This is a genomic window from Hydrogenibacillus sp. N12, assembly GCF_019645935.1.
GTDB classification, from domain to species: Bacteria; Bacillota; Bacilli; order Thermicanales; family DSM-22653; genus Hydrogenibacillus; species Hydrogenibacillus schlegelii.
This window is the reverse complement of the sequence record NZ_CP080953.1, coordinates 2,635,676-2,659,005: the sequence shown is the minus strand read 5'-3', so window position 1 is coordinate 2,659,005 and position 23,330 is coordinate 2,635,676. Positions and strand designations below refer to the sequence as shown.

General features: G+C 69.0%; 25 protein-coding genes. 24 read left to right on the top strand and 1 reads right to left on the bottom strand.

Annotated elements, in window-relative coordinates:
• Nucleotides 1-345 precede the first annotated feature (345 nt).
• The 10 genes from rpmH (at nt 346) to K2M58_RS12400 (ending at nt 9,137) form a co-directional block, all read left to right on the top strand.
• Entirely contained in the window at nt 346-483 is a 138-nt protein-coding gene (gene rpmH / locus K2M58_RS12445; RefSeq protein ID WP_066201673.1) for a 50S ribosomal protein L34, read from the top strand.
• A 44-nt stretch (nt 484-527) separates the two neighbouring features.
• Complete coding sequence (gene rnpA / locus K2M58_RS12440; protein WP_220677800.1) at nt 528-902, top strand: ribonuclease P protein component; 375 nt, start codon at nt 528-530, stop codon at nt 900-902.
• 44 nt (nt 903-946) lie between these two features.
• Nucleotides 947-1,720, top strand: a complete 774-nt coding sequence (locus K2M58_RS12435; RefSeq protein ID WP_220677799.1) for a YidC/Oxa1 family membrane protein insertase — start codon at nt 947-949, stop codon at nt 1,718-1,720.
• Nucleotides 1,721-1,732: 12 nt separating this feature from the next.
• Nucleotides 1,733-3,109, top strand: coding sequence for a tRNA uridine-5-carboxymethylaminomethyl(34) synthesis GTPase MnmE (gene mnmE / locus K2M58_RS12430; protein ID WP_220677798.1), 1,377 nt, complete (start codon nt 1,733-1,735; stop codon nt 3,107-3,109).
• A 66-nt stretch (nt 3,110-3,175) separates the two neighbouring features.
• Entirely contained in the window at nt 3,176-5,068 is a 1,893-nt protein-coding gene (gene mnmG / locus K2M58_RS12425; protein ID WP_220677797.1) for a tRNA uridine-5-carboxymethylaminomethyl(34) synthesis enzyme MnmG, read from the top strand.
• Complete coding sequence (gene rsmG / locus K2M58_RS12420; protein WP_220677796.1) at nt 5,061-5,771, top strand: 16S rRNA (guanine(527)-N(7))-methyltransferase RsmG; 711 nt, start codon at nt 5,061-5,063, stop codon at nt 5,769-5,771. The genes mnmG and rsmG overlap by 8 nt, the downstream gene beginning before the upstream one ends.
• Before the next feature lie 125 nt (nt 5,772-5,896).
• Nucleotides 5,897-6,730 (top strand): nucleoid occlusion protein, encoded by an 834-nt coding sequence (gene noc, locus K2M58_RS12415; RefSeq protein WP_220677795.1) that lies wholly within the window; start codon nt 5,897-5,899, stop codon nt 6,728-6,730.
• Between the two features lie 39 nt (nt 6,731-6,769).
• On the top strand, nt 6,770-7,546 hold the full coding sequence (locus tag K2M58_RS12410; RefSeq protein WP_220677794.1) for a ParA family protein: 777 nt from the start codon (nt 6,770-6,772) through the stop codon (nt 7,544-7,546).
• Between the two features lie 17 nt (nt 7,547-7,563).
• A complete protein-coding gene (locus K2M58_RS12405) occupies nt 7,564-8,439 on the top strand; it encodes a ParB/RepB/Spo0J family partition protein (protein WP_220677793.1) in 876 nt (291 codons plus the stop codon).
• Nucleotides 8,436-9,137 carry a DUF554 domain-containing protein gene (locus K2M58_RS12400; RefSeq protein ID WP_220677792.1) on the top strand — a complete coding sequence of 234 codons (702 nt, stop codon included), beginning with the start codon at nt 8,436-8,438 and terminating at the stop codon, nt 9,135-9,137. Before K2M58_RS12405 ends, K2M58_RS12400 begins: the two co-directional genes overlap by 4 nt.
• Here the strand turns inward: K2M58_RS12400 and yyaC are convergent, their stop codons facing one another.
• A complete protein-coding gene (yyaC, locus tag K2M58_RS12395; protein ID WP_220677791.1) occupies nt 9,138-9,710 on the bottom strand; it encodes a spore protease YyaC in 573 nt (190 codons plus the stop codon). It lies immediately after the preceding gene.
• 99 nt (nt 9,711-9,809) lie between these two features.
• Between yyaC and K2M58_RS12390 the strand changes: the two genes are divergently transcribed.
• The 14 genes from K2M58_RS12390 to K2M58_RS12325 all read left to right on the top strand — a co-directional run bounded on the left by K2M58_RS12390 (nt 9,810) and on the right by K2M58_RS12325 (nt 23,329).
• Nucleotides 9,810-10,481, top strand: coding sequence for a lysophospholipid acyltransferase family protein (locus K2M58_RS12390; protein WP_220677790.1), 672 nt, complete (start codon nt 9,810-9,812; stop codon nt 10,479-10,481).
• A complete protein-coding gene (locus tag K2M58_RS12385; protein WP_066201392.1) occupies nt 10,465-10,665 on the top strand; it encodes a DUF951 domain-containing protein in 201 nt (66 codons plus the stop codon). Before K2M58_RS12390 ends, K2M58_RS12385 begins: the two co-directional genes overlap by 17 nt.
• Before the next feature lie 12 nt (nt 10,666-10,677).
• Entirely contained in the window at nt 10,678-12,669 is a 1,992-nt protein-coding gene (locus tag K2M58_RS12380) for a molybdopterin-dependent oxidoreductase (protein WP_220677789.1), read from the top strand.
• Nucleotides 12,666-13,766, top strand: coding sequence for a redox-regulated ATPase YchF (ychF, locus tag K2M58_RS12375; RefSeq protein WP_220677788.1), 1,101 nt, complete (start codon nt 12,666-12,668; stop codon nt 13,764-13,766). Before K2M58_RS12380 ends, ychF begins: the two co-directional genes overlap by 4 nt.
• Nucleotides 13,767-13,891: 125 nt before the next feature.
• Nucleotides 13,892-14,188 carry a 30S ribosomal protein S6 gene (rpsF, locus tag K2M58_RS12370; RefSeq protein WP_220677787.1) on the top strand — a complete coding sequence of 99 codons (297 nt, stop codon included), beginning with the start codon at nt 13,892-13,894 and terminating at the stop codon, nt 14,186-14,188.
• 49 nt (nt 14,189-14,237) lie between these two features.
• Nucleotides 14,238-14,657, top strand: a complete 420-nt coding sequence (gene ssb, locus K2M58_RS12365; RefSeq protein WP_220677786.1) for a single-stranded DNA-binding protein — start codon at nt 14,238-14,240, stop codon at nt 14,655-14,657.
• A gap of 75 nt (nt 14,658-14,732) precedes the next feature.
• On the top strand, nt 14,733-14,954 hold the full coding sequence (rpsR, locus tag K2M58_RS12360) for a 30S ribosomal protein S18 (protein ID WP_066201407.1): 222 nt from the start codon (nt 14,733-14,735) through the stop codon (nt 14,952-14,954).
• A 62-nt stretch (nt 14,955-15,016) separates the two neighbouring features.
• A complete protein-coding gene (gene rplI, locus K2M58_RS12355) occupies nt 15,017-15,463 on the top strand; it encodes a 50S ribosomal protein L9 (protein WP_220677785.1) in 447 nt (148 codons plus the stop codon).
• A gap of 3 nt (nt 15,464-15,466) precedes the next feature.
• Nucleotides 15,467-16,840 carry a replicative DNA helicase gene (gene dnaB, locus K2M58_RS12350; protein WP_220677784.1) on the top strand — a complete coding sequence of 458 codons (1,374 nt, stop codon included), beginning with the start codon at nt 15,467-15,469 and terminating at the stop codon, nt 16,838-16,840.
• A 122-nt stretch (nt 16,841-16,962) separates the two neighbouring features.
• A complete protein-coding gene (locus tag K2M58_RS12345; protein WP_220677783.1) occupies nt 16,963-18,465 on the top strand; it encodes a M23 family metallopeptidase in 1,503 nt (500 codons plus the stop codon).
• Between the two features lie 136 nt (nt 18,466-18,601).
• Nucleotides 18,602-19,309 carry a response regulator gene (locus tag K2M58_RS12340; protein WP_220677782.1) on the top strand — a complete coding sequence of 236 codons (708 nt, stop codon included), beginning with the start codon at nt 18,602-18,604 and terminating at the stop codon, nt 19,307-19,309.
• Complete coding sequence (locus K2M58_RS12335) at nt 19,309-21,126, top strand: HAMP domain-containing sensor histidine kinase (RefSeq protein WP_220677781.1); 1,818 nt, start codon at nt 19,309-19,311, stop codon at nt 21,124-21,126. Before K2M58_RS12340 ends, K2M58_RS12335 begins: the two co-directional genes overlap by 1 nt.
• Nucleotides 21,114-22,550, top strand: a complete 1,437-nt coding sequence (locus tag K2M58_RS12330; RefSeq protein WP_220677780.1) for a hypothetical protein — start codon at nt 21,114-21,116, stop codon at nt 22,548-22,550. Before K2M58_RS12335 ends, K2M58_RS12330 begins: the two co-directional genes overlap by 13 nt.
• Nucleotides 22,547-23,329: a two-component system regulatory protein YycI gene (locus K2M58_RS12325; RefSeq protein WP_220677779.1), complete on the top strand. Its 783-nt coding sequence runs from the start codon at nt 22,547-22,549 to the stop codon at nt 23,327-23,329. The genes K2M58_RS12330 and K2M58_RS12325 overlap by 4 nt, the downstream gene beginning before the upstream one ends.
• Nucleotide 23,330: the final 1 nt, after the last annotated feature.

Genomic DNA, 23,330 nt, shown 5'->3' with positions numbered 1-23,330 from the left:
GGCGGTCACCTCGCGGGACAAAAAAAAATCCACAACATCGGTTCTCCACAGCTGTGGACGGAGCTGTGGATAACGAGGCGCCATCCACAACCCGAGCAACGACTATCTTAGCAAAAATCGACGCCGACCGCAATGATCCGCCGGCCCGTCGACGGTTTTCCACCGTTTCCCTGTGGATAGCGATCGGGCGCCTGTGAGCTGTGGATCGAATTGGGGAGAACGGGGGACAGACCGTGGAAAACGCCATTCGAGGACGGGGAAAAACCGCTGCCGGCCGGGCGGTTTGACAGCGGCGGCGCGGGTTTTTATAATGCAGAAAAGAGCGGGTGGGGAAGGAGGAAGACGATGGCGCAGCCGACGTATCATCCGAACAAGCGGTACCGAAAAAAGGTCCACGGCTTTCGCAAGCGGATGAAAACGAAAAGCGGCCGGAAAATCATCAAGGCCCGGCGGAAAAAGGGCCGGAAGCGCCTCACGGCTTGACGACCACCGCGGGTGGTCTTTTTTTTCGCGGAGGAGGGGGTGGGGTGGCGTACGAGCGGCTCAGAAAAAGCGACGACTTTGCCCGGGTGATCGAAAACGGCCGCTCGGTTGCGGACGGGCGGCTCGTTCTTTATTATTTAAGGCGAGATGACGGCGGCCCGGTGCGGATCGGCTTTTCCGTCGGCAAAAAGGTCGGCAAGGCGGTCGTCCGTAACTATTACAAACGGGTCCTCCGGGAGATCGCGCGGAAGATCGCCGACCGCTTTCCGCCGGGGGTCGACGTCGTCGTCATCGCCCGCCCGTCGATCCGGGGGAGCGATTTTTGGGCGGTGGACGCCTCCTTTCGCCGTCTCGCCGTTCGGGCGCGGCTCGTGGAGGCGGCGGCGCTTTTTCCTCCCCCGGGTGGCCCGGACGGCTGAGCGGGTTCCGGCGTTGAGGCGGGAAAGGCAAAGGAGGAATGGCGGTGTCGCGGGGAATGCGCCGCCGGATGGGCGTCGCCCTGGCGCTCGTGCCGGCGCTGGGGCTCGCCGGCTGTGCGCCGGTCGACGTGCCGCCGGATCCGCGGAACGGCTTTTTCGATGCGTTTTTCGTCTATCCGATTTCGCTCCTCATCGACTGGTTCGGTGCGCTGAGCGGCTCGTACGCCGTCGCCATCCTGGCGGTGACGGTGATCGTGCGGGTGCTCATCCTCCCCCTCGTCTTCAATCAGTATAAAAACATGGCGAAGATGCAAAAGCTCCAGCCGGAAGTGCAGAAGATCCGGGAAAAATACCAGAAGGACCCGGAGAAAATGCAGCGGGAGCTTTTGAAGCTTTTTCAGGCCCACGACGTGAGCCCGATGGGCGGCTTCTGGCCGCTCATCGTTCAGATGCCGGTGTTCATTGCCCTCTACGATGCCGTCCGGCGAAGCCCGCACATCAAGAGCGCCCATTTTCTCTGGCTCGAGCTCGGGAGCCGGGACCCGATCTTCGTCCTGCCCCTCGTGGCGGCGCTGGCGCAGCTTCTTACGGTGTACGTGACGCAAAAGATCAATCCGATGCCGCAGGGGGCGCCCCAGATGCGGCTCATGCTCGTCCTGTTTCCGCTGATGACGTTCTTCATCACGCTGTCGCTCCCGGCTGCGCTTCCCCTCTACTGGACGTTTTCCAGCCTGTTTACCCTCGTGCAGACGTTTTTGTTCAAAGATCTGCTTCGGGCGGGCCGGGTGGGGTCCGAAGAGCCGTCGGTCCGCCGGTAGCGGAGGGATGCGATGCGGGACGATACGATTGCGGCGATCGCCACGCCGCCGGGGGAGGGCGGCGTGGCGATCGTGCGCCTGAGCGGCCCGGAGGCGATTGCGATCGCCGATCGGGTTTTTCGCGGCCGCACGCCCCTTCGGTCGATCGAAAGCCACCGGCTCGTCTACGGCCACCTCGTCGACCCGGCGACGGAGGCCGTCTTGGACGAGGTCCTCGTCGGCGTCATGCGCCGGCCCCGGAGCTTTACTCGCGAGGACGTCGTCGAGCTGAACGTCCACGGCGGCCGGCTCGTCGCCCGACGGACGCTGGAGCTCGTTCTTAAGGAGGGCGCCCGCCTCGCGGAGCCGGGGGAGTTTACCTTGCGGGCGTTTTTAAACGGACGGATCGACCTCGCCCAGGCGGAGGCGACGCTCGACGTCATCCGGGCCGAGACGGAGGCGGCGCTCCTGGCGGCCGGCCGCGCCCTCCGCGGGGCGTTCGGGGAGGCGGTCCGCGCGGTGCGGGCGGCGCTCCTTCGCCTCGTCTCCCGGCTGGAGGTGGCCGTCGACTACCCGGAGTACGACGAGCCGGACGTGACCCGGGCCGAGATCGCCGCAGAGCTGGAAGCGCTCGTCGGGCGCCTTCGGGCGCTTCGGGGCGAAGCCGCGCTGGGGCGCCTTCTTCGCGACGGCGTCCCGACGGCGATCGTCGGCCGGCCGAACGCCGGCAAATCGTCCCTGTTTAACGCCCTCGCCGGAGAAGAGCGGGCGATCGTCACCGACGTCCCGGGGACGACCCGGGACGTCCTCGAGGTGCGCCTCGTCGTCGGCGACGTCGTCCTCCGCCTCGTCGATACGGCGGGGATCCGCCGGAGCGACGACCCGGTGGAGGCGATCGGCATCGAGCGGGCCCGGAAGGCGCTCCGGGAGGCGTCCCTCGTCCTCGCCGTCGTCGACGGCGCCCGCCCCCTTTCGCCGGAGGACGAGGCGCTCTTGGCCGAGCTTCGGGAGAGGTCGGCGATCGTCGTCCTAAGCAAGAGCGACCTGCCTTCGGTCGTCACGCCAGAGGCGGTGGCGGCGCATCTTCCGAGCGCCCCGGTCGTTCGGGTGAGCGCCCGAACGGGAGCCGGGCTTTCGGCGCTTCGGGCGGCGATCCTCCGGGTGCTCGGCTTTTCGCCGGAGGCGCGACCGGAGGCGATGGCGACGGCGAACGTCCGGCACCTCGCGGCCCTCGACGCGGCGCTCGAGGCGGTAGGGGCTGCCCGCCGGGCCGCCGGTGCCGGAGCGCCGGAGGATGCCGTCCTCGTCGACCTCCGGCAGGCCCTCCGGCATCTCGGCGCCATCCTCGGAGAGGACGTCGACGAAACGGTCATCCGCACGATTTTTTCCGATTTCTGCGTCGGGAAGTAAGCGGCCGCCGGTCGATCGGCGATCCGCCGAACGGGCCGGTGCCGTCCGGCGGAAAGGGGGGAGACGATGTACGAAGCCGGGCGTTACGACGTCATCGTCGTCGGCGCCGGGCACGCCGGAAGCGAGGCGGCTTTGGCGGCGGCGCGGCTCGGGGCGAGGACGCTCGTTCTCGCCATCAGCCTCGATCATGTCGCGTTCATGTTCTGCAACCCGTCGATCGGCGGACCGGCCAAGGGGCAGGTCGTCCGGGAGATCGACGCGTTGGGCGGCGAGATGGGAAAAAACATCGACGCGACCTACGTTCAGATCCGGATGCTCAACGTCGGCAAGGGGCCGGCGGTGCGGGCGCTCCGGGCGCAGGCGGATAAGTTCGCCTACAGCCGGCGGATGAAGGCGGTCTTAGAGGGGACCCCGGGGCTTTTGCTTCGGCAGGCGATGGTGACGGACCTCCTCGTCGAGAACGGGCGCGTGCAAGGGGTCGTCACCGAGACCGGGGCGATCTACCGGGCGCCGGCGGTTGTCTTGACGACCGGGACGTACCTCCGGGGCCGGGTTCATATCGGTGAGCTTTCGTTCCCTTCGGGGCCGAATCACACCCGGCCGGCCGAGGCGTTGGGCGCTCGGCTCGAGGCCCTCGGCTTTCATCTGCTCCGCTTCAAGACCGGGACCCCGCCTCGGATCGACGGAAAGACGATCGACGTCTCTCGGATGGAGGAGCAGCCCGGCGATCCGGAGCCAACCTTTTTTTCGTACGAAACCGAGGGGCCGCTTCCGGAGCCTCAGCTCTCTTGCTGGCTCACCTACACGACGCCGGAGACGCACGCCCTCATCACGGCCAACCTCGGCCGGTCGGCGATGTTCTCCGGGGCGATCGAGGCGGTGGGCCCCCGGTATTGCCCGTCGATCGAGGATAAGATCGTCCGCTTCCACGACAAGCCGCGCCATCAGGTGTTTTTGGAGCCGGAAGGCCGGCAGACCGACGAGGTGTACGTTCAGGGGCTCTACACGAGCCTGCCGGAGGACGTTCAGGTCGCGATGCTCCGGACGATTCCGGGCCTCGAGCGGGCGGAGATGATGCGGCCCGGCTACGCGATCGAATACGACGTCATCGACCCGACGGAGCTCTGGCCGAGCCTCATGACGAAGCGGATCGAAGGGCTGTTTACCGCCGGGCAGCTGAACGGCACCTCGGGCTACGAAGAGGCGGCGGGGCAAGGGCTCATCGCCGGCATCAACGCCGCCCGCTACGTCGCCGGCAAGGAACCGGTCGTCCTCCGGCGGGACGAGGCGTACATCGGCGTCATGATCGACGACCTCGTCACCCGGGGCGTCGACGAACCGTACCGGCTGCTTTCGTCCCGGGCGGAGTACCGGCTGCTTCTTAGGCACGACAACGCCGACCGGCGGCTTTTGCCGATCGGCTACGCCGTCGGCCTCATCGGGGAGGCGCGATACCGGCGTTTTCAGGAAAAAGTGCGGCGGATCGAAGCGGAAAGGCGGCGCCTCGAGGAAACGCGCCTTCGCCCCGACGCCGAAACGAATCGGCGCCTCGAGGCAGCCGGCCTCGGACCGCTTCAGGGGCCGGCAACGCTCGCGGAGCTCCTCCGGCGGCCGGAGGTGACGTATGCCGCCCTCGCGTCGGCCTTCCCGCCGGATGCGCCGGTGCCGCCGGAAGTCGCCGAGGCGGTCGAGATCGACGTGAAGTACGAAGGGTACATCAAGAAAATGCTGGCCGAGGTGGAGCGGATGAAGCGCCTTGAGCACAAGCGCCTCTCGCCGTCTCTCGACTACGGGGCGGTCTACGGCCTCTCGAGCGAAGGCCGGGAGAAGCTCGAGCGCATCCGCCCGCTCACCGTCGGCCAGGCGGCCCGCATTCCTGGCGTCAAGCCGTCGGACATCGCCGCGCTCCTCGTTCACCTCGAAGGGCGCCGGCCGGTCGAGGTCGCCGGCGATGGTTGACATCTTCGCCGCGCTCGAAAACCAGGGGCTTCCGATTGACGCCGCGGCCCGGGCGCGCCTTGGCCGCTATATCGAACTCCTGCTCGCCTGGAATGAACGGATGAACCTCACGGCGATCACGGAGCCGGAGGCGATCTGGGTCAAGCACATCTACGACTCTCTTACCGTCTTCCTGTCGCCGCACGATCCGTCCCCGCGGTCGGTGATCGACGTCGGGACCGGCGCCGGCTTTCCGGGGTTGCCGATGAAAATCGTCCGCCCGGAGCTCTCCCTCGTCCTCCTCGACGCCCGAGAAAAACGCCTCCGGTTTCTCGAGGCGGTCGTCGCCGACCTCGGCCTTCAGGACGTGCGCCTCGTCCACGGCCGGGCCGAGGTCCTCGGCCGGGACCCGGCGTACCGGGACCGGTTCGATCTGGCCGTCGCCCGGGCGGTGGCGCCGCTTTCGGTGCTCGCCGAGCTCTTTTTGCCGTTCGTCCGGCCCGGCGGCCTGGCGGTCGCCTGGAAGGGGGAGCGGGGCCGGGAGGAGCTTACCGGCGCCGAGCGGGCGATCACCGCCCTCGGCGCCGAGGTGGCGGCGGTGGAACCGCTGGCGCTTCCCGGAGCCTACGGTTCGCGGGTCCTGCTCTGGTTTCGGAAGGTTCATCCGACGCCGGAGCGCTACCCCCGACGTCCCGGCGAGCCGGAACGCCGACCCCTCCGCTGACGATGTTTCACGTGAAACAGGGAGGATTTTGACCGCCGGCGGCGAATCTGTTGGGGGAGCGGATATCCGGTGCGACGGTCCGGCTGCTTTTGGGACGGCCGCGTTCGGGAAACGGAGGGGCGACGGTGAAAGGGTATGTCTCCAGATGGTTGGGCCTGGGGGGAGATGCCGACAAAGGGGAGGCGGTCGTCCGCCTGCCGGTGGATCGGATCGTGCCGAACCGCCATCAGCCCCGGCAGGTGTTTGACCCGGAGGCGATCGCCGAGCTCGCCCGGACGATCGCCGAACACGGCCTCGTTCAGCCGATTGTCGTCCGGCCTCTGGACGACGGCCGCTATGAGCTGATCGCCGGTGAGCGGCGACTTCGGGCCGTTCAGGCCCTCGGGCAGGGGGACATCCCGGCGATCGTGCGGTCGCTGACGGACCTCGAGGCGGCGACCCTGGCCCTCATCGAAAACCTTCACCGGGAAAATCTGACGCCGATCGAAGAGGCCGAGGCGTACGCCCGCCTTATGGAGCTCCACGCCTTGACGCAGGAGGCCCTCGCCCAGCGCCTCGGCAAGGGACAGTCGACGGTGGCCAACAAGCTCCGGCTCCTCACCCTGCCGGAGTCGGTCAAAAGAGCGCTCCGGGAACGGAAGATCACGGAGCGGCACGCTCGAGCGCTTCTTCCGCTCAAAGACGCGGCGGCGATCGAGTGGGTGCTTTCGCGGATTCTCGCCGAGGGGTGGACGGTCCAGCGGACGGAAGCGGAAGTGGCGCGGTTTTTGGGCGGACAAAAACAACAAAAACAAAAAAAGAAGCCGCATCTCCGCGGCGTGTCCCGGGACGTGCGCATCGCCCTCAACACGATCCGGCGGTCGATAGCCATGGTCCGGGAGGCGGGCATTCCCCTCGACGTGGACGAAGCGGAAGAAGAGGGCGCATATCGGGTGACGATCCGCATTCCGAAGGGATGAGGGCTTTTTTTTTCGCCGGCAGAAGGAAGGGTGACCCGCGTGGGGAAAATCATCGCCATCGCCAACCAAAAAGGGGGCGTCGGCAAGACGACGACGGCCGTCAACCTCGGGGCGGCCCTTGCCGTCCTGGGAAAGCGGGTGCTCCTCGTCGACATGGACCCTCAGGGCAACACGACGAGCGGCATCGGCGTGAGCAAGGCGGACGTCGTCTACGACGTCTACGATCTTTTGATCAACGACGTGCCCGCGGCAAGCGTCGTCCGGCCGACCAACGTCCCGAACCTCGATCTGCTTCCGTCGACGATCCAGCTGGCCGGCGCGGAGATCGAACTCGTGCCGACGTTAAGCCGGGAGGTGCGCCTTCGGCGGGCTCTGGAGCCGATCCGATCAGCGTACGATTTTATCCTCATCGACTGTCCGCCGTCGCTCGGGCTCTTGACGATCAACGCCCTCACCGCCGCCGATTCCGTCCTCATCCCGATCCAGGCGGAGTACTACGCCCTCGAAGGCTTGAGCCAGCTTCTCAACACGATCCGCCTCGTGCAAAAGCACCTGAACGGGGCGCTCACGATCGAAGGGGTGCTGCTTACGATGTACGACGCCCGGACGAACTTAAGCCTCCAGGTGGCGGAAGAAGTGAAAAAGTATTTTAAGGACAAAGTCTACCGGGCCATCATTCCGAGAAACGTCCGCCTGAGCGAGGCGCCAAGCTACGGCCAGGCCGTCGTCACCTACGATCCGAAGTCCCGGGGCGCCGATCTGTATATGGAGCTGGCCCGGGAAGTGCTCGGCATCGAAAAGGCGGCCGAAGCGTAGCCCGAGGAGGGGAGACGATGGCCAAAAAAGGCGGCCTCGGGCGGGGGCTCGATGCCCTCATCCCGGGTCTTTCCATTTCCGACGACGACCGCATTCAGGAGATCCCCCTCGCTGACCTCCGGCCGAACCCGTACCAGCCGCGGAAGACGTTCGATCCGGAGGCGCTCAAGGAGCTCGCCGAGTCGATCCGGACCCACGGCGTCCTCACGCCGATCCTCGTCCGGCGGGCGGTGCACGGCTATGAGATCATCGCCGGCGAGCGGCGCGTCCGGGCGGCGGAGATGGCCGGCCTCAAGACCGTTCCGGCCGTCGAGCGGAAGATGTCCGATGCCGAAATGATGGAAGTCGCCCTGATCGAAAACATCCAGCGGGAGGACTTAAACCCGCTGGAGATTGCCGAGGCGTACAGGGCGGTCATGGAACGGTTCGACCTGACGCAGGAAGAGCTGGCCCGCCGGATGGGGAAAAGCCGCTCTCAGGTGGCCAACACCTTGCGCCTTCTCACTCTCCCGGAGGAAGTACGGGCGTATGTTTCACGTGGAACATTGACCATGGGGCATGCGAAGATCCTCGCCGGCGTCGCCGACGAGCGTCGGCTCGTCGCCGTCGCCCGACAGGCGGCGGAAGAAGGATGGAGCGTCCGCAAGCTTGAAGAGGCGCTCCGGGCCGCCCGGCCGAAACCGGCGGCCGGTCGTCCGGCGCGATCGGACCGATCGCCGGAGGCGGCCCGTCGGCGGGCGCTCGAAAGCCGTCTCAGGGAGCGCTTCGGCACGCCGGTGACGATCCGCGGGGAAAAAAGAGGCCGGATCGAGATCGCCTTCGTCGATGAAGAGGATCTCCGGCGGCTCGTCGATCTCCTCCTCGGGCCGGAAGCGGCCGCGGAGGTCCCATGATCCTCACCGGCACGTTGGTCAACGGGCTGGCGATCGTCGCCGGCACGCTGATCGGCCTCGCCGTCGGTCGCGCGGTGGCGCCGCTTCGGGACGCGATCTTTCAGACCCTCGGCCTGGCGGTCGTCGTGATCGGCCTGAAGATGGCCCTCGCCGGCGACGACGTCCTCGGCATGACGGCGAGCCTCGCCGCCGGGGCGGCCGTCGGCCGGTGGGCGGACCTCGAAGGGCGGCTGAACCGTTTCTCCGAACGCCTCACCGCCCGTATCGGCGGCGGGTCCCGGACGGCGGAAGGGTTTCTTGCGGCGACGCTTCTTTTCGGCGTCGGCTCGATGAGCATCCTCGGCGCCCTTCAGAGCGGGCTGGAACACGATCACCACTTGCTTTACCTGAAGGCGCTCCTCGACGGGTTTACGTCGGTCCTCTTCGCCGGGACGTTCGGCGCCGGGGTCGCCCTCTCGGCGGTGCCGATCGTCCTCTTCCAGGGATCGATCGCCCTTGCCGCCGGCGGCATCACCGCCCTCGTCCCGCAAGCGTCCCTGACGGCAGCGGTCGACCTCATCGGCGCCACCGGCGGTGTCCTCATCGCCGCGATCGGCCTCAACATGACCGGCCTGGGCCGTTTCCGCGTCGCGGACCTTTTGCCGGCGGTCGCCTTTGCCGCCCTCTGGGCCGGAAGCGGGATCCATCTCGCGCTCTGATCAGCCGGTCGCCCGGTCGCCGGAGGCGTCTTCGGCCTTGGGCCACGGCAGGACCGTCCGGAGCCAGGCGCCGTGGATCGCCTGGGCTGCCGCTTCCGCCAGGCGCCAGACGAGGGAGAGGCGGGTGTTTTGCAGCACCCAAAACGGCATCCAGCCGGCGGGCCCGACGATGCCGACGAGGTGGGCGTCGCCGACCGGGGCGAGGGTTTTGTTCACGCCCCGGCCGGGGTAGACCGGCCCCGAGCCGACGGAGAGCGCCCCGACGTCGTCCGGATTTCCGAGGGAGGCGTCGACGGCGAACAGCCGGGCGCCGGGATGATGCCGGCGGATCGCCCGAAGGGCATCGTCGAGGTTGACGGCGTGGATCGTCTCTTCCAGCGTGCCGTAGACGGGCGCCGGGAAGCCCCGGGCCCGGAGAAACCGCCCGACGAGCGGGCCGAAGCTGTCGCCTGTGGACCGATCGCTGCCGATGCAGAGGAAGACCCACGGACCGTCGGCCTCCTGAAGCACCTCGGCGATCGCTGCTTCCAGGCGGCTCCGCCCACCGGGTCGGTCGGGATGGATGGCGGGCACGGCTCGGCCTCCTTTTATCCGCCCCGCGGCGCATGGTATCATCTAGTATAGCGACGGCCGGGCGTCGGCATACGCCCGGCGTGGAAAGCGGGGAGGGCCATGCTGTACGTTCTCCTCAAGCCGATCGCCGTCGGGCTCATCAAACTGTATCACCGGGTGGAAGTCTACGGCCGCGAACACGTCGACCCGAAGCACCCCCACATCGTCGTGAGCAACCACGTGAGCAATCTCGACCCGATTTACCTCGCGGCCTTCTACCCGCGGCCGCTTTCTTTCATGGCCAAAAAAGAGCTGTTCCAAAACCCGTGGCTCGCCTGGCTCATCCGCGCCCTGGGGGCCTTTCCCGTCGACCGGGCCGGCCGGGATCTGACGGCCATTCGGACGGCCCTTCGCCGCCTTAAGGAGGGTCGGTCGATCGGCCTCTTTCCGGAGGGGACCCGCTCCCGCTCGTTTGCCGAGTCGGCGTTCAAGGAGGGAGCGGCGTACTTTTCCATCAAAAGCGGCGTCCCGGTGCTGCCGGCAGCCCTTTTCGGCACCGGCGAAGCGATGCCGAAGGGGAAGCGGGGGATCCGGCCGGCCAAGGTGCGGATCGTCTTCGGGTCGCCGCTTTTCCCCCGGCCCGGCGAGACGCCGGCGGCGTTCGCCGAGCGGATCAAGGCGGCGCTTCAGGCGCTCCTTCAGGACGGCGCCGCCCGAGGGTGGAAGAGCTATCCGGAAGAAGGCCGGGAAGCGCCGTCCGGAGGGGGGACGCGGGATGCGGAAGGACTATGACCTGGGCGACGTCGTCGAGCTCAAAAAGCCCCACCCGTGCGGGACGAACGCCTGGACGATCGTCCGGATGGGGATGGACATCCGCCTGAAGTGCACCGGATGCGGCGCAACGGTCTTGTTCGTCCGCTCGGAATTCGAGCGCCGGCTCCGGCGCGTCCTCAAAAAGGCGACGCCCGGCGCGTGAGGGAGCGATGCGATGGAGCGCCTTTCGGCCTGTCCCCTGAACTGCTTTGACGGCTGCAGCTTGCTCGCGACGGTCGACGGGGGGCGCCTCGTCGACCTCCGGGGCAATCCCGACCACCCGATCACCCGTGGACAGATCTGCGGCCGCGGCCGGGGGCTTCTCCTCCGCCACCGGCATCCGAAACGGCTCACCCGGCCTTTAAAGCGCGTGGGAGACCGGTTCGTTCCCGTCCCGTGGGAGGCGGTGCTCGACGAGATCGCCGAACGGATTCGGGCGGCGATCGACCGCTTCGGCCCGACGGCGATCCTCTACAGTTATGACTACGCAAGCGGCGGCCTTCTCACCCTTCTGGAGGAGCGCCTCTGGAACCGCCTCGGCGGGATGACCGAGACGGTGAGCACCCTTTGCTGGTCCGCCGGCCTCGAAGCGCAGCGGCTGGACCTGGGCGGCGCCCGCACGAGCGACCCGGCGCTCCTTCCCCTGGCGAAGGGGATCGTCCTCTGGGGGCGGAACGCCGCGACGACCAACGTTCACCTCCTCCCGTTCCTCCGGCAGGCCCGCGCCCAGGGAAGCCGCCTCGTCCACATCAACCCGATGCCGAGCCCGCTCGATCGGGAGGCCGATCTCGTCATCCGCGTCCGTCCGGGCGGCGACGGGCCCCTCGCCGTCGCCGTCGCCCAGGCGCTCCTCGAGCGGGGGGCGTTCGACCGGACGTTCGTGGCGCATCACGCCGCCGGTTTTGAGGCGTACCGGGCGGCGGTCCTCGCGGCCGACCGGGCGGCGCTCCTTCGGGCGGCGGACGTCGACGAGGAGACGTTTGCCCGCCTCATCGACGTCTTTTCGACGCCGCCGGTGCGGGCGATCCTCGGCTACGGCCTCCAGCGCTACCGCCTCGGCGGCGCGACGGTCCGGGCGATCGACGCCCTCATCGCCCTGACCGGGAGCATCGGGCGCCCCGGCGGCGGCGTCGACTACGCCCACACGGCTTTGGGCGAAAGCATCGCCGTTCATCGGATCACCCGGCCCGACTGGCGGCGGGCGTACCGGACCGTCACCCGGGCCGGGCAGGCGGACGAGATTCCCCGCCTCGACCCACCGCCGGCGGTCCTCTACGTCGCCCGGGCGAATCCGCTCGCCCAGGCGCCTCAGGCGGACCGTCTGCGGGACGTCTACCGGTCGATCCCCACGAAGATCGTCGTTGATTTCTTCCTCACCGAGACGGCGGCCGTCGCCGACTACGTCCTTCCCGCGGCGGACAACTTTGAGCAGGCGGACATCTACGTGAGCTCGATGTGGCACGGCTACATCCAGTACGGGGAAGCCCTCGTCCCGCCACCCGGCGAGGCAAAGCCGGAGCGGTGGATCGTCCGGGAGCTCGCCCGGCGCCTCGGCGCAGCCGACGCCTTTCGGCAAAGCGACGAAGCCTTCTGGCGCCTCGCCCTGGATGACCGGATGACGGAGGCGGACTGGCAGGCGCTCTTCACCCGGGGCTTCGTCCGCCTCGTGCCGGAGCGAATCGCCTGGGAGAAGCGGATGTTTGCGACGCCCGACGGCCGGTTTCACTTCGCTGTCCCGCCGTGGGCGGAGCGGACGGCCGCGGCGGCGGTAGCGCCGGATGCCGGTGGGCCGCGGCGCTACCGGCTCCTTTCCGTTCACCCCCGGCGTTCGCTCCACGGCCAGCACCGGTTTTTTGCCGCGCGGCCGCCGGCGCCGGTCGCCTACCTCGCGCCGGAGGCGTTGGCCTGGGAAGGGATCGCGCCGGGAGCGCGGGTCGTCCTCACCGACGGCCGCGCCCGCGTCGAGGTGGCGGCCGAGGCGCTGCCGGGGCTTCACCCGGAGGCGATCGTCGTCGAGGAAGGCGTCACTCCGGGGATCAACGCCCTGACGCCGTCCGGGCTCGCCGATCTCGGCCGGGGCAGCACCCAGTACGAGGCGTTCGTCTGGATCGCGCCGCTTCGGCCGGACGAACGGGACAAGACGTTACGCGAGGAGGCGCTGGGATGAGCCGGTCCGCCGGCATCGTCGGGCTGCCCAACGTCGGCAAGTCGACGCTCTTCAACGCGCTGACGGGCGCCGGCGCCGAGGCAGCCAATTATCCGTTTTGCACCATCGAACCGAACGTCGGCATCGCCGCGGTGCCGGATCCCCGGCTGGACGCCCTCGCGGCGTTGTTCCGGCCCGAAAAGACGACGCCGGCGGTGTTCCGCTTCGTCGACATCGCCGGCCTCGTCGAAGGGGCGAGCCGCGGCGAGGGCCTGGGTAACCAGTTTTTGCATCACATTCGGGAGGTCGACGCCATCCTCCACGTCGTCCGGGCGTTTGACGACCCGAACGTCACCCACGTCTTCGGGAGCGTCGATCCGGTCCGAGACATCGACGTCATCGAGACGGAGCTCATCCTCGCCGACCTGGAGACGGTCGGACGCCGGCTGGAGCGGACCGCCCGCCAGGCGAAAAGCGGCGATGGGGCGGCGAAAAAGGCCCTCGACGGGCTGGAACGCTTAAAGGCCCACCTCGACGCCGGCCGGCCGGCCCGGACGTTCCCGGCCGGCGAAGAAGAACGGGCCATGCTACGGGAACTGTTTTTGCTCAGCCAAAAGCCGGTCCTCTACATCGCCAACGTCGACGAGGCAAGTTATCTCGAAGGCACGCCGCCCTCCCACGTTCGCGCCATCGAAGCGCGGGCCGAAGCGGAAGGGGCGGAAGTGATCGTCCTTTCGGCGGCCCTCGAGGCGGAACTTCGAGCGCTTCCGCCGGAGGAGCGGGCGGCGTTTCTGTCCGCCTACGGCCTCGAGGAGACGGCCCTCGACCGGGTGATCCGGTCGGCGTACCGCCTCCTCGGCTGGCGAACGTTTTTCACCGCCGGCGAGAAGGAGGTTCGGGCGTGGACGATCCCGGCCGGCGCCCGGGCGCCGGAAGCCGGGGGCGTCATCCATAGCGACTTCGAGCGGGGGTTTATCCGGGCGGAAGTCGTCGCTTATGTCGATCTCATCCGGGCCGGAAGCCTCGCCCGGGCGCGGGAGCTCGGCCTCGTCCGGCTGGAAGGGAAAGATTACGTCGTCCAGGACGGCGACGTCATCACCTTCCGCTTCAACGTCTAGGGCGACCGGCCTTGAGGAAAGGCGATGGGTTTGCTATAATCCGAGAATGCGAGTTCGCGCCTCGAGGCGCGTCTCCTTGCTCCGCCTGCGGGGCGGGGCCTCATGTCCGGAAGGAGGTGAACGGGGTGCGCCGGTACGAAGTCCTCTTCATCCTGCGGCCCGACCTCGGAGAGGAGGCCGTCGCCGAACACCGGGAGCGGCTCCAGGAGATCATCCGGGCCCAGGGCGGCGAGATCGAGAAGGTCGAGGATATGGGCAAGCGCCGCCTGGCGTACGAGATCAAGAAGTTCCGGGAAGGCATCTACACCGTGATCTACTTTCGCGGCACGCCGCAGACGGTCAAAGAGGTCGAGCGGGTCCTCGGCATCACCGAGACGATCATCCGGCACCTCGTGGTCAAACACGACGACGACGCCGCCTGAACGGGCGAGCCGATCGCCGGGGTCGCCGCGGCCAGAGGGGGAGGAGCGGATGCTAAACCGCGCGGTGCTCGTCGGGCGCCTGACGCGCGACCCGGAGCTCCGGTACACGGCCAACGGCACGGCGGTGGCGACGTTTACCCTCGCCGTCGACCGGCGCTTTGGCCGCGGCCAGGGGGAACGGGAGGCGGATTTTATCCCGATCGTCACCTGGCAGAAGCTGGCCGAGACGTGCGCCCACTACCTCCGCAAGGGGCGCCTCGTCGCCGTCGAAGGGCGCATCCAGACGCGGTCCTATGAGAACAACGAAGGCCGCCGCGTGTACGTGACGGAAGTCGTCGCCGACAACGTCCAGTTCCTCGACGGCGCCCGCGGGCAGGCCCCGGCCGACGGCGGCCATCCCCCGGCGGTCGATCCGTTTCAGGACGAGGCGACGCCGATCGATCTGTCGGACGATGAGCTCCCGTTTTGACCGGACGGCCGGAGTTTACGCGGCCCGGTCGGCCGAAGGCGTCGGCCGGCCGGCGAGACGAAAGGAGGGACCAAAGTGGCCCGCCGGAAAAAGCGCCGCAAGCAGTGTTACTTTACGGTGAACAAGATCGAGTACATCGACTACAAGGACGTCGAACTTCTGAAGCGGTTCATCAACGAGCGGGGGAAAATCCTCCCCCGGCGGGTGACCGGCACGAAGGCCCGCTACCAGCGGATGCTCACCAAGGCGATCAAGCGGGCGCGGCAGGTGGCGCTTCTGCCGTACGTCATCGACTGAGGTCGTCGGCGAAAAAAAGGGAGAGCGATCTCCCTTTTTTTCGTCGCCGAGGAGGGGTGCGCATGAAGGTCATCTTTACCGCCGACGTCCCGGGACAGGGAAAAAAGGGCGAGGTGAAGACCGTTGCCGACGGCTACGCCCGCAACTACCTCTTTCCCCGGCGGCTGGCGATCCCGGCGACGGAAGAAAATTTGAAGCGTCTCGAAGAAGCCCGGGCCCGGGAGGCGGAAGCCGAAGCCCGGCGAAAGGCGGAAGCCGAGGCGCTGAAGGCGGCGCTCGAGCGCCTCACCCTCCGCCTGCCGGTGAAGGCGGGCACCGGCGGGAAGCTCTTCGGCGCCGTGACGGCGGAGCGGATCGCCGAAGCGCTCAGGGCCCAGGGGCTTTCGGTGGACAAACGGCGCCTCGAGATGAAAGAGCCCCTTCGCACCCTCGGCCGGCACACCGTCACCGCCCGGCTCCATCCGGACGTCACCGCCCGTTTCCTCGTCGAGCTCATCGAAGAGGCGTAAGCGATGGCCGACGGGATGGCCTTCATCCGGACGCCGCCGCACCAGCTGGAGGCGGAGCAGGCGCTTTTGGGGGCGATCCTTTTGGACGGCGAGGCGATCGTCGCCGTCTCGGATTTCGTCCGGCCGGACGACTTCTACCGGCCGGCACACGGGAAGATCTTCGCCGCCATGCTCGCCGTCGCCGAAAGCGGCGAGCCGATCGACGCCGTCACCGTCGCTGCCGAGCTCAAGCAGCGGGGGGCCCTCGAAGAGATCGGCGGCGCCGCCTACCTCGCCGAACTTCAGGCGATGGTGCCGACCGCCGCCCACGCCGCCTACTATGCCGGCATCGTCGCGGAAAAGGCCCTCCTCCGGCGGCTCATCCAGGCGGCGACCCGGATCGTCGAGCGGGCGTACGATGAGGCGGATGACGTCGAGACGATTCTCGCCGAGGCGGAAAAGGACATCCTCGCCTTAAGCGGCGAGCGGTCGCGGCAGGGTTTCGTGCGCCTGAGGGACATCCTCACCGAGACGTACGTCCGGCTCGACCGCCTCGCCCGGCGGGAAGGGACGCTGACGGGCCTCGCGAGCGGCTACGACGATTTGGACCGCCTCACCTCGGGACTGCAGAAGAGCGACTTCATCGTCGTCGCTGCCCGGCCGTCGGTCGGGAAGACCGCCTTCGCCCTCAACATCGCCCAGAACGTCGCCGTCCGGGGCGGGGCGCCGGTGGCGATCTTCAGCCTCGAGATGTCGAGCGAGCAGCTCGCCCAGCGGATGCTCGCCGCCGAGGCGATGATCGACGGGCACAAGCTTCGGACCGGTTCCTTTTCGCCGGACGATCCCGACTGGGAAAAGCTCATCGCCGCCATCGACGTCCTCTCCCGGGCGCCGATTTACATCGACGACACGCCGGGGCTGACGGTATTCGCCATGAAAAGCCGCCTCCGGCGCCTCATGCGGGAGACGGGCCCCCTCGGTCTCATTGTCGTCGACTACCTGCAGCTCATCGCCGGCCGGGGACGCCCGGGAGAAAGCCGCCAGCAGGAGATCTCCGAGATCTCCCGACAGCTCAAAGGGCTCGCCCGGGAGTTCGAGGTTCCCCTCCTGGCCCTGTCGCAGCTTTCCCGGGCCGTCGAGCAGCGGCAGGACAAGCGGCCGATGCTCTCCGACATTCGCGAAAGCGGCAGCATCGAGCAAGATGCCGACGTCGTCGCTTTTTTGTACCGGGACGACTACTATCACCCGGATACCGACGAGCCGAACGTCGTCGAGGTCATCGTCGCCAAGCACCGGAACGGCCCGACGGGGAAAGTGCGGCTTGCGTTTTTGAAGGAGTATAACAAATTTGTCAATCTTGCGCCAGCCTATCGGGATGAGAGTATGATGCAAATATAATCAAATAAGAATCATTTGCAGCTCGGGTCGGTTGCCCCTCCCGATATCCCGTGGTATCGTGTACAAAGAATTGAAAACCCCGTTCGTCCGCTGGCCGGCCGCCCCCACGCGAGGAGGAGCGCATGGACACCGAGACGATCCGACGGCGGCTTTTGGCCGCCTGGGGAGAGGGGAAGCGGGGGTGGCGGGCGGCGGTCGCCTTCCTCCGGCCGCGGCGCCGAGAAGGGGCGTTGGCCGCCCTCATCACCGCCGCCCTCGTCGCCGCCGGCTTCGGCGTGGACCGGTACGTCGAAGCCCGGACGGTGACGCTTTACCGCGTCCTCGTCGACGGCGAAGACGTGGGCGCCGCCTCATCGCCGGACGCCGTCGACGCGTGGATCCAAAGCCGCCTCCGGCAGGCGTCCGCCCGGGCGGACGGCGCCCGGGCCGTCGTCGCGAACGCCCTTCAGTTTCGCGCCGAACGGGTGTATCGGGGACAGGCCGACGACGCCGGCGTCCTTGCGGCGCTCGGCGAGCGGCTCGCGGTGAAGGTCGAGGCGGTGCGGCTCGTCGTCGATGGGAAGACGATCGGCGTCGTCAAAAACCGCGCCGCCGCCGAGGCGATCGTCGGCCGGGTGGCGGCCAAAGTCGCCCGGGAACCCCTCGTCTACGACGGCAAGGCGAAGACGGTGAAGATCGCCCGGCTTTCGGCTCCGGCGCCGAAGCCGGAAGCGGAGACGGTTGTCGACGCTGCGCTCAAAAACGACGTCGAGATCGTCCCGGCCGTCGTCGATCCGGAAGCGGTGGACGACGAGACGGACGTCGAAGCGCGGCTCATGGGCGAAGACGGGGAAGCGAAGGTCGTCATCCAGCCGGGCGACACCTTAAGCGGCATCGCCGCCCGATACAACATGAAGCTGGACGATCTTCTCGCCTTAAACCCCGGCCTCACGCCGGAGACGATCCTCCAGATCGGCCAGGAGATCCTCGTCCGGCGGGCGAAGCCGGAAATCGTCGTCCAAACCGAGACGACGAAGACCGTCCGGGTGCCGATGCCGTACACGACCCGGACGATCGAAGACGCCTCGCTCTACAAAGGCGAACGCCGGGTCCAGCAACCCGGAAAAGACGGCGTCAAGGAAGTCACGTATCGCCTCACGCGGGAAAACGGCGACGTCGTCGAAGAGACGGTGGTGGACGAACGGGTGATCACGCCGCCGGTGGAAGCGGTCATCGTCGTCGGCACGAAGCCGCGGCCGTCGGCCCCTGCCGGGCAGTTCCTCTGGCCGACCCGGGGCGGCTACATCACGAGCGGCTACGGCTGGCGCTGGGGGAAGTTTCATCCGGCGGTCGACATCTCCGGCGTCGCCGACCGGACGATCGTCGCCGCCGCCGCCGGCACCGTCACCTTTGCCGGCTGGGACGGCGGCTACGGCAATCTCGTGAAGATCCGCCACGCGGGCGGGTACGAGACGTGGTATGCCCATCTCGCCCGGATCGACGTCTCCGCCGGCCAGTCGGTCGGCCAGGGGCAGCCGATCGGCGCCATGGGCGCCACCGGCCACGCCACCGGCGTGCATCTCCATTTCGAAATTCATCACAACGGCCAGGCGCAGGACCCGACGAAATACGTCGGCCGTCGCTAGCGTCCGGTCGGGCGGCCGGATGGCGGCCCGCTTCGGCGGGCCGCCTTTTTTCTACCGCCGCCTCCGCTCCCGCCGGGATTTCGCTATGCCGGGATTTCGCTATAATGAAAAAAACGGCCGCGAGAGGTGGCGCGGGATGGAGCCGGGGCCGGAGACGATTCTCATCATCGAAGATGAGGCGCCGATCGCCGATATCGTCGCCTACCACCTGGAAAAGGCGGGCTTCCGCGTTCGGGTGGCGGCGGACGGGGCGTCGGGGCTCGCCCGGGCGGCGGAAGACGGCGTCGATCTCGTCATCCTCGACCTCATGCTCCCCGAGCTCGACGGCCTCGACGTCCTCCGGCGGCTCCGAAACGTCCGGAACGTCCCCGTCATCATCGTGTCGGCCCGGGACGCCGAGGCGGACAAAGTCGTCGGCCTCGAGCTCGGCGCCGACGACTATGTGACGAAGCCGTTTTCCGCCCGGGAGCTCATCGCTCGGGTGCGGGCGCAGCTTCGCCGGGCGAAGGCGCCGGCGCAGGAAGCGTCCCGGCTTCAGGTGTTCGACCTCGTCATCGACTTCAAAGCGGTCGCGGTGACGAAGAAGGGCCGGCCGGTGGCGCTCACGCCGCGAGAGTTCGACGTCCTCGTCGAGCTCGCCCGGCACCGGGGGCAGGTGCTTTCCCGGGAGCAGCTCCTCGGTCGGGTCTGGGGCTACGGCTTCGTCGGCGACGTCCGGACGGTCGACGTCACCGTCCGGCGTCTCCGGGAAAAGGTGGAGGACGACCCCGGAGCGCCGCGGATCGTCCTCACCCGCCGCGGCGTCGGCTACTTCATCCCGAAAGACGAAGGACCCGGCCCGTGATGCGCCTCTGGACGAAGCTCGCCGCAAGCCTCGGCCTCATCCTCGTGTTTGCCTTTGAGGCGGCCGGCGCCTTCGTCTTCCGGAGCGTCGAAGGCGCCCACCTCGAGCGGTTTTCCCGGGCGCTGGCGGCCCAGGGGGAGCTTCTCGCCTTTCACCTGGCGCCGTACGTCGCCCGGGCGTCGGGGGAGCGGGAAGATTTCGTCCTGGCGGACATCGACAACGTGCTCAAAAATCTTTCCTCCCTCGCCGGGGCGCGGGTGCAGGTCTTGGGCGCCGACGGCGTCATCCTCGCCGCCTCGCCGCCGGATTTCGGCGCCGTCGGGCTCCGGAACACGGCGCCGGAGGCGAAAAGCGCCCTCGCCGGCATGCCCGCTTCCCGCCGGGGGATTCAGGAGGGCCTCGGGCGGGCAGAGCTCCTCGCGGTGCCGATCGAGCACGACGGGGCGACGGTCGGCGCCGTCCTCCTCGTCGCTTCGATGGAAGAAATCTATGCGGACGTCGGCCGCATCATGCGCCTTTACGTCGCCTCCGCCGCGCTGGCGCTGGGGCTTGCGATCGGCGTCGCCGGGCTCATCACCCGGGCGATCGCGGCGCCGGTGGAGGCCTTGACCCGGCAGGCGGAGGCGATGATGGGCGGGGACTTCGGCGTTCGGGTGCCGGTGTACGGAGAGGACGAGATCGGCCGCCTCGCCCGGGCGTTCAACACCCTCGCCGACCGGCTCAAAGACGCCCTGGACGCGTCCGACCGGGAGCGGCGACGGCTCGCCTCGATCCTGACCCACATGAGCGAAGGCGTCCTCGCCGTCGACCGGGAGGGGCGGCTTACGGCGATCAATCCGAAGGCGATCCGGTTGCTCGGCCTGACCGGATCGGCGGAACGGTGGATCGGCCGGCCGGCGGAGGCGGCCTTCGGGCTGGCGCCGGAAGAGGCCGAAGGATCGCTCTTTTCCCGGCCGGGGACGTTCTTGTTCGACACGCCGGAGGGCCGGACCGTTCGGGTGACGACGTCGCCGGTGGCGGAGGCGGGGGGCACGGGGGCCATCATCGTCCTCGTCGACGTGACCGAAGATAAGCGGCTGGAGGCGCGGCAGAAGGCGTTCGTCGCCGACGTGTCGCACGAGCTGAAAACGCCGCTCACGACGATCAAAAGCCATGTCGAGGCGCTCCTCGACGATCCGCCGCCGCCGGCGGTGCAGGCGAAGTTTCTCGCCACCGTCGCCCGGGAGACGGAGCGAATGATCCGCCTCGTCGGCGACCTCCTCTTTCTCGCCCGGCTGGAAGGGGAGGCGGCGCCGCTTCGCCGGGTGCCGCTTTCGCTCGAGCGGCTCGTCCGGGGCGCGGCAGAGCGGTTCCGGCCGGCTTTCCGGCAGGCCGGCATCGCCCTCGCCTTAGAGGCGGCCGGCGCCGATCTGTGGGCGGACGGCGACTGGGACATGCTCGACCGGGTGCTGGACAACGTGCTGTCCAACGCCCTCAAGTTCACGCCGGCGGGGGGGCGGGTGACGGTGACGCTTGGTCCGGCGGACGGCGGGGCCGCCGAGATTCGCGTCGAAGACACCGGCGTCGGCATCCCGGAGGAGGCCCGGGAGCGGGTATTCGAGCGGTTTTACCGGGTGGACAAGGCCCGCTCCCGGGCCCACGGCGGAAGCGGCCTCGGACTTTCGATCGCCCGGGAGATCGTCGAGCGGCACGGCGGCACGATCCGGGCCGAAGGGCGGCCGGGCGGCGGGACGGCGATCGTCATCCGCCTGCCGGCCGTCTCAAAGGCCGGTGGGGCGCCGGAGGCCGGAAGGGAGGCGTCCACATGGCCCGGGTAAAAAACGTCGCCCTGGCGCTTTTGGTGGCCTTAAGCTTCTGGCTGTCGGTCGCCCTCTGGCTTCCGCCGGCGCCGACGGCCTCCGTCGGGGAGACGCCGTACGCGGCGCCGATCCGCTTCGATCGGGAGGCGGCGCCGGAAGCGCTGCTTATGCCGACGCTCTCCGGCGCCGCCGGGGCCGACGGGACCTTCCTTCTCCCGCCCGAGGCGCCGGCGGTCGCCGCGGCCTTCGACGCCCTGCGCCGCTTGCCGGCGGAACGGACCGCGCCGCCGGAGGACCTTCCGCCGGGGCGTCCTGGCGGGTGGGTGCTGCCGCCTGCCGCCCCGGCGCCCGCGGCGAAAAGGCCGGAAGGCGGGGCGCCGGGCGGTGGGGCGGCTCCCGACCGGCCGCCGGGCGAAAGCGCGGCCGGCGAGGGAGGGAGGAGGCCGGAAGGACCGGGCACCGCTGGCCGGTCTCAGCCGCGGCCGGGGCTTTACTTCGCCTGGTCGGTCGGGCTTTCGCCGGCGTTCTTTTCCCGGCTGTTTCCGGACTGGCCGCCGCCGACCTTGCCCGAGGTCGACGCGCTCTGGGTTGCCTTCGAAGAGGCGGGCGCCGTCGCCACGGCGATCGACGGGGCGACCGGACGGGCGGAGGCGTGGCGTCTTCAGGCGGAGGAGGCCCTCGTCCAGACGGCGCTCGCCGGCGGCGAGACGATCCCCCTCGTCCCGTGGGCTCCGCCGCCGGCGGTCTTTGCACCGGCCATCCCGGCCGCCGGGGCGGAGCTTTCCGCGGCCGTCGTCCGGGCGATCGGCCTTCCGCCGGAGGCGGCGGCCGAGGCGCTCCTCGGGGATCTCGGGGCGCTTCGGGAAGCCCGGGAGCGGGACGGGACGTGGCTCCTTTCGGACGGCGCCCGGAGCCTCCGCCTCGACCCGCGGCAGGGGACGCTGGATTATTTCGCGCCGGCCGCGGGCCGGCCGAGGCCGGCCCGAGAGGCGTTCGAGGCGGCGGTCGCCTTCGTCAACCGCCACGCCGGATGGGGCGACGGGGATCGGCTGCTTGGCATCGGCGCGACGGCCGACGGCACCGTGTTTCACTTCGGCGGCACCGCCTCCGGCTTTCCGATCACCGGCGCCGCCCGGGCGGTGCGGGACCTCGTCGTCGTCGTCGACGGCGGCGAGGTCGTCCGCTACCGTCGGGGGCTTTTTCGCTGGCTTCCGCCGGACGGCGACGGCCGGGCGCGGCTTCCGGGCGTTCAGGAGATCCTGACGGCGCTCGAGGCGGCGGGCCGCCGGCCGGAGGCGGTCCGCCGCTCCCAGCTCGTCTTCGTCGGAGAAAAGACGGCGTCGCCGGACGCCTATCGCCTCGTCCCGGCGCTTCTCCTCTGGGCCGACGGGGACGTCCTCGTCCTGCCTCCCGATGAGGCGGAAGGGAGGCCGCCGGGATGAACTGGGAACGGGCCAAAACGTTTCTCCTCGTCGCCTTTCTCCTCCTCGACCTCTTTCTGTGGGCCGAGTGGCGAGCGTCGAGGCGGGAGGCGGCGGTGATCGAAATGAGCGGCGAGGCGGAGCTCCTCCGGAGCAAATTCGCCCAGCTCGGGCTCACGGTGCCGGAGGGGAAGGGGCCGCCCCCGGCGCTTCGCTATTTTTCCCTGGAAAAAGAGAGGCCGGCCCCGGCGGCGTCCGGCGACGGGCCGGCGGTGCGGCGCTTTGCCTACGATCCGGAGACCGGGGAGCTTGTCCTCCGCTGGGCGCCGCCGGTCAAGACGCAGGCGCTTGCGGGGGCGGAGTGGCTCCGGGCGTATCTTCCCGGCGCCGGCGAACTCCGGCCGGCGGACGGCGGCGGGTGGATCGAATTCGTTGAAGGTTATCCGTTGTTTGAGGCGCGCCTCGATCCGGAGGAAGGGCCGGGCGGCGTCGTCGGCCTTCGGGGCCGCTTCTGGATCGTCGGCGAAGGGGGCGATCCGCGGCCGCTCATCCCGCCGGCGGTCGCCGTCTACGCGCTCGCCGATCGGGGGCTGATTCCGCCAGGGAGCCGGATCGAGGCCGTTTTGCCGGGGTACCGGCGGGTTCAGCCGACCGGCGGCGAATCGTTCCTCGTGCCGGTCTGGCGGGTGGTGACCGGGGCGGGCGCCCTCGATGTGAACGGATTTCTCGGCACGCCGATTCCCGACGGGCCGCCGCGGCCCGAGGACCGCGGGTCCGTCGAACGAACGGATGAGGGATGAC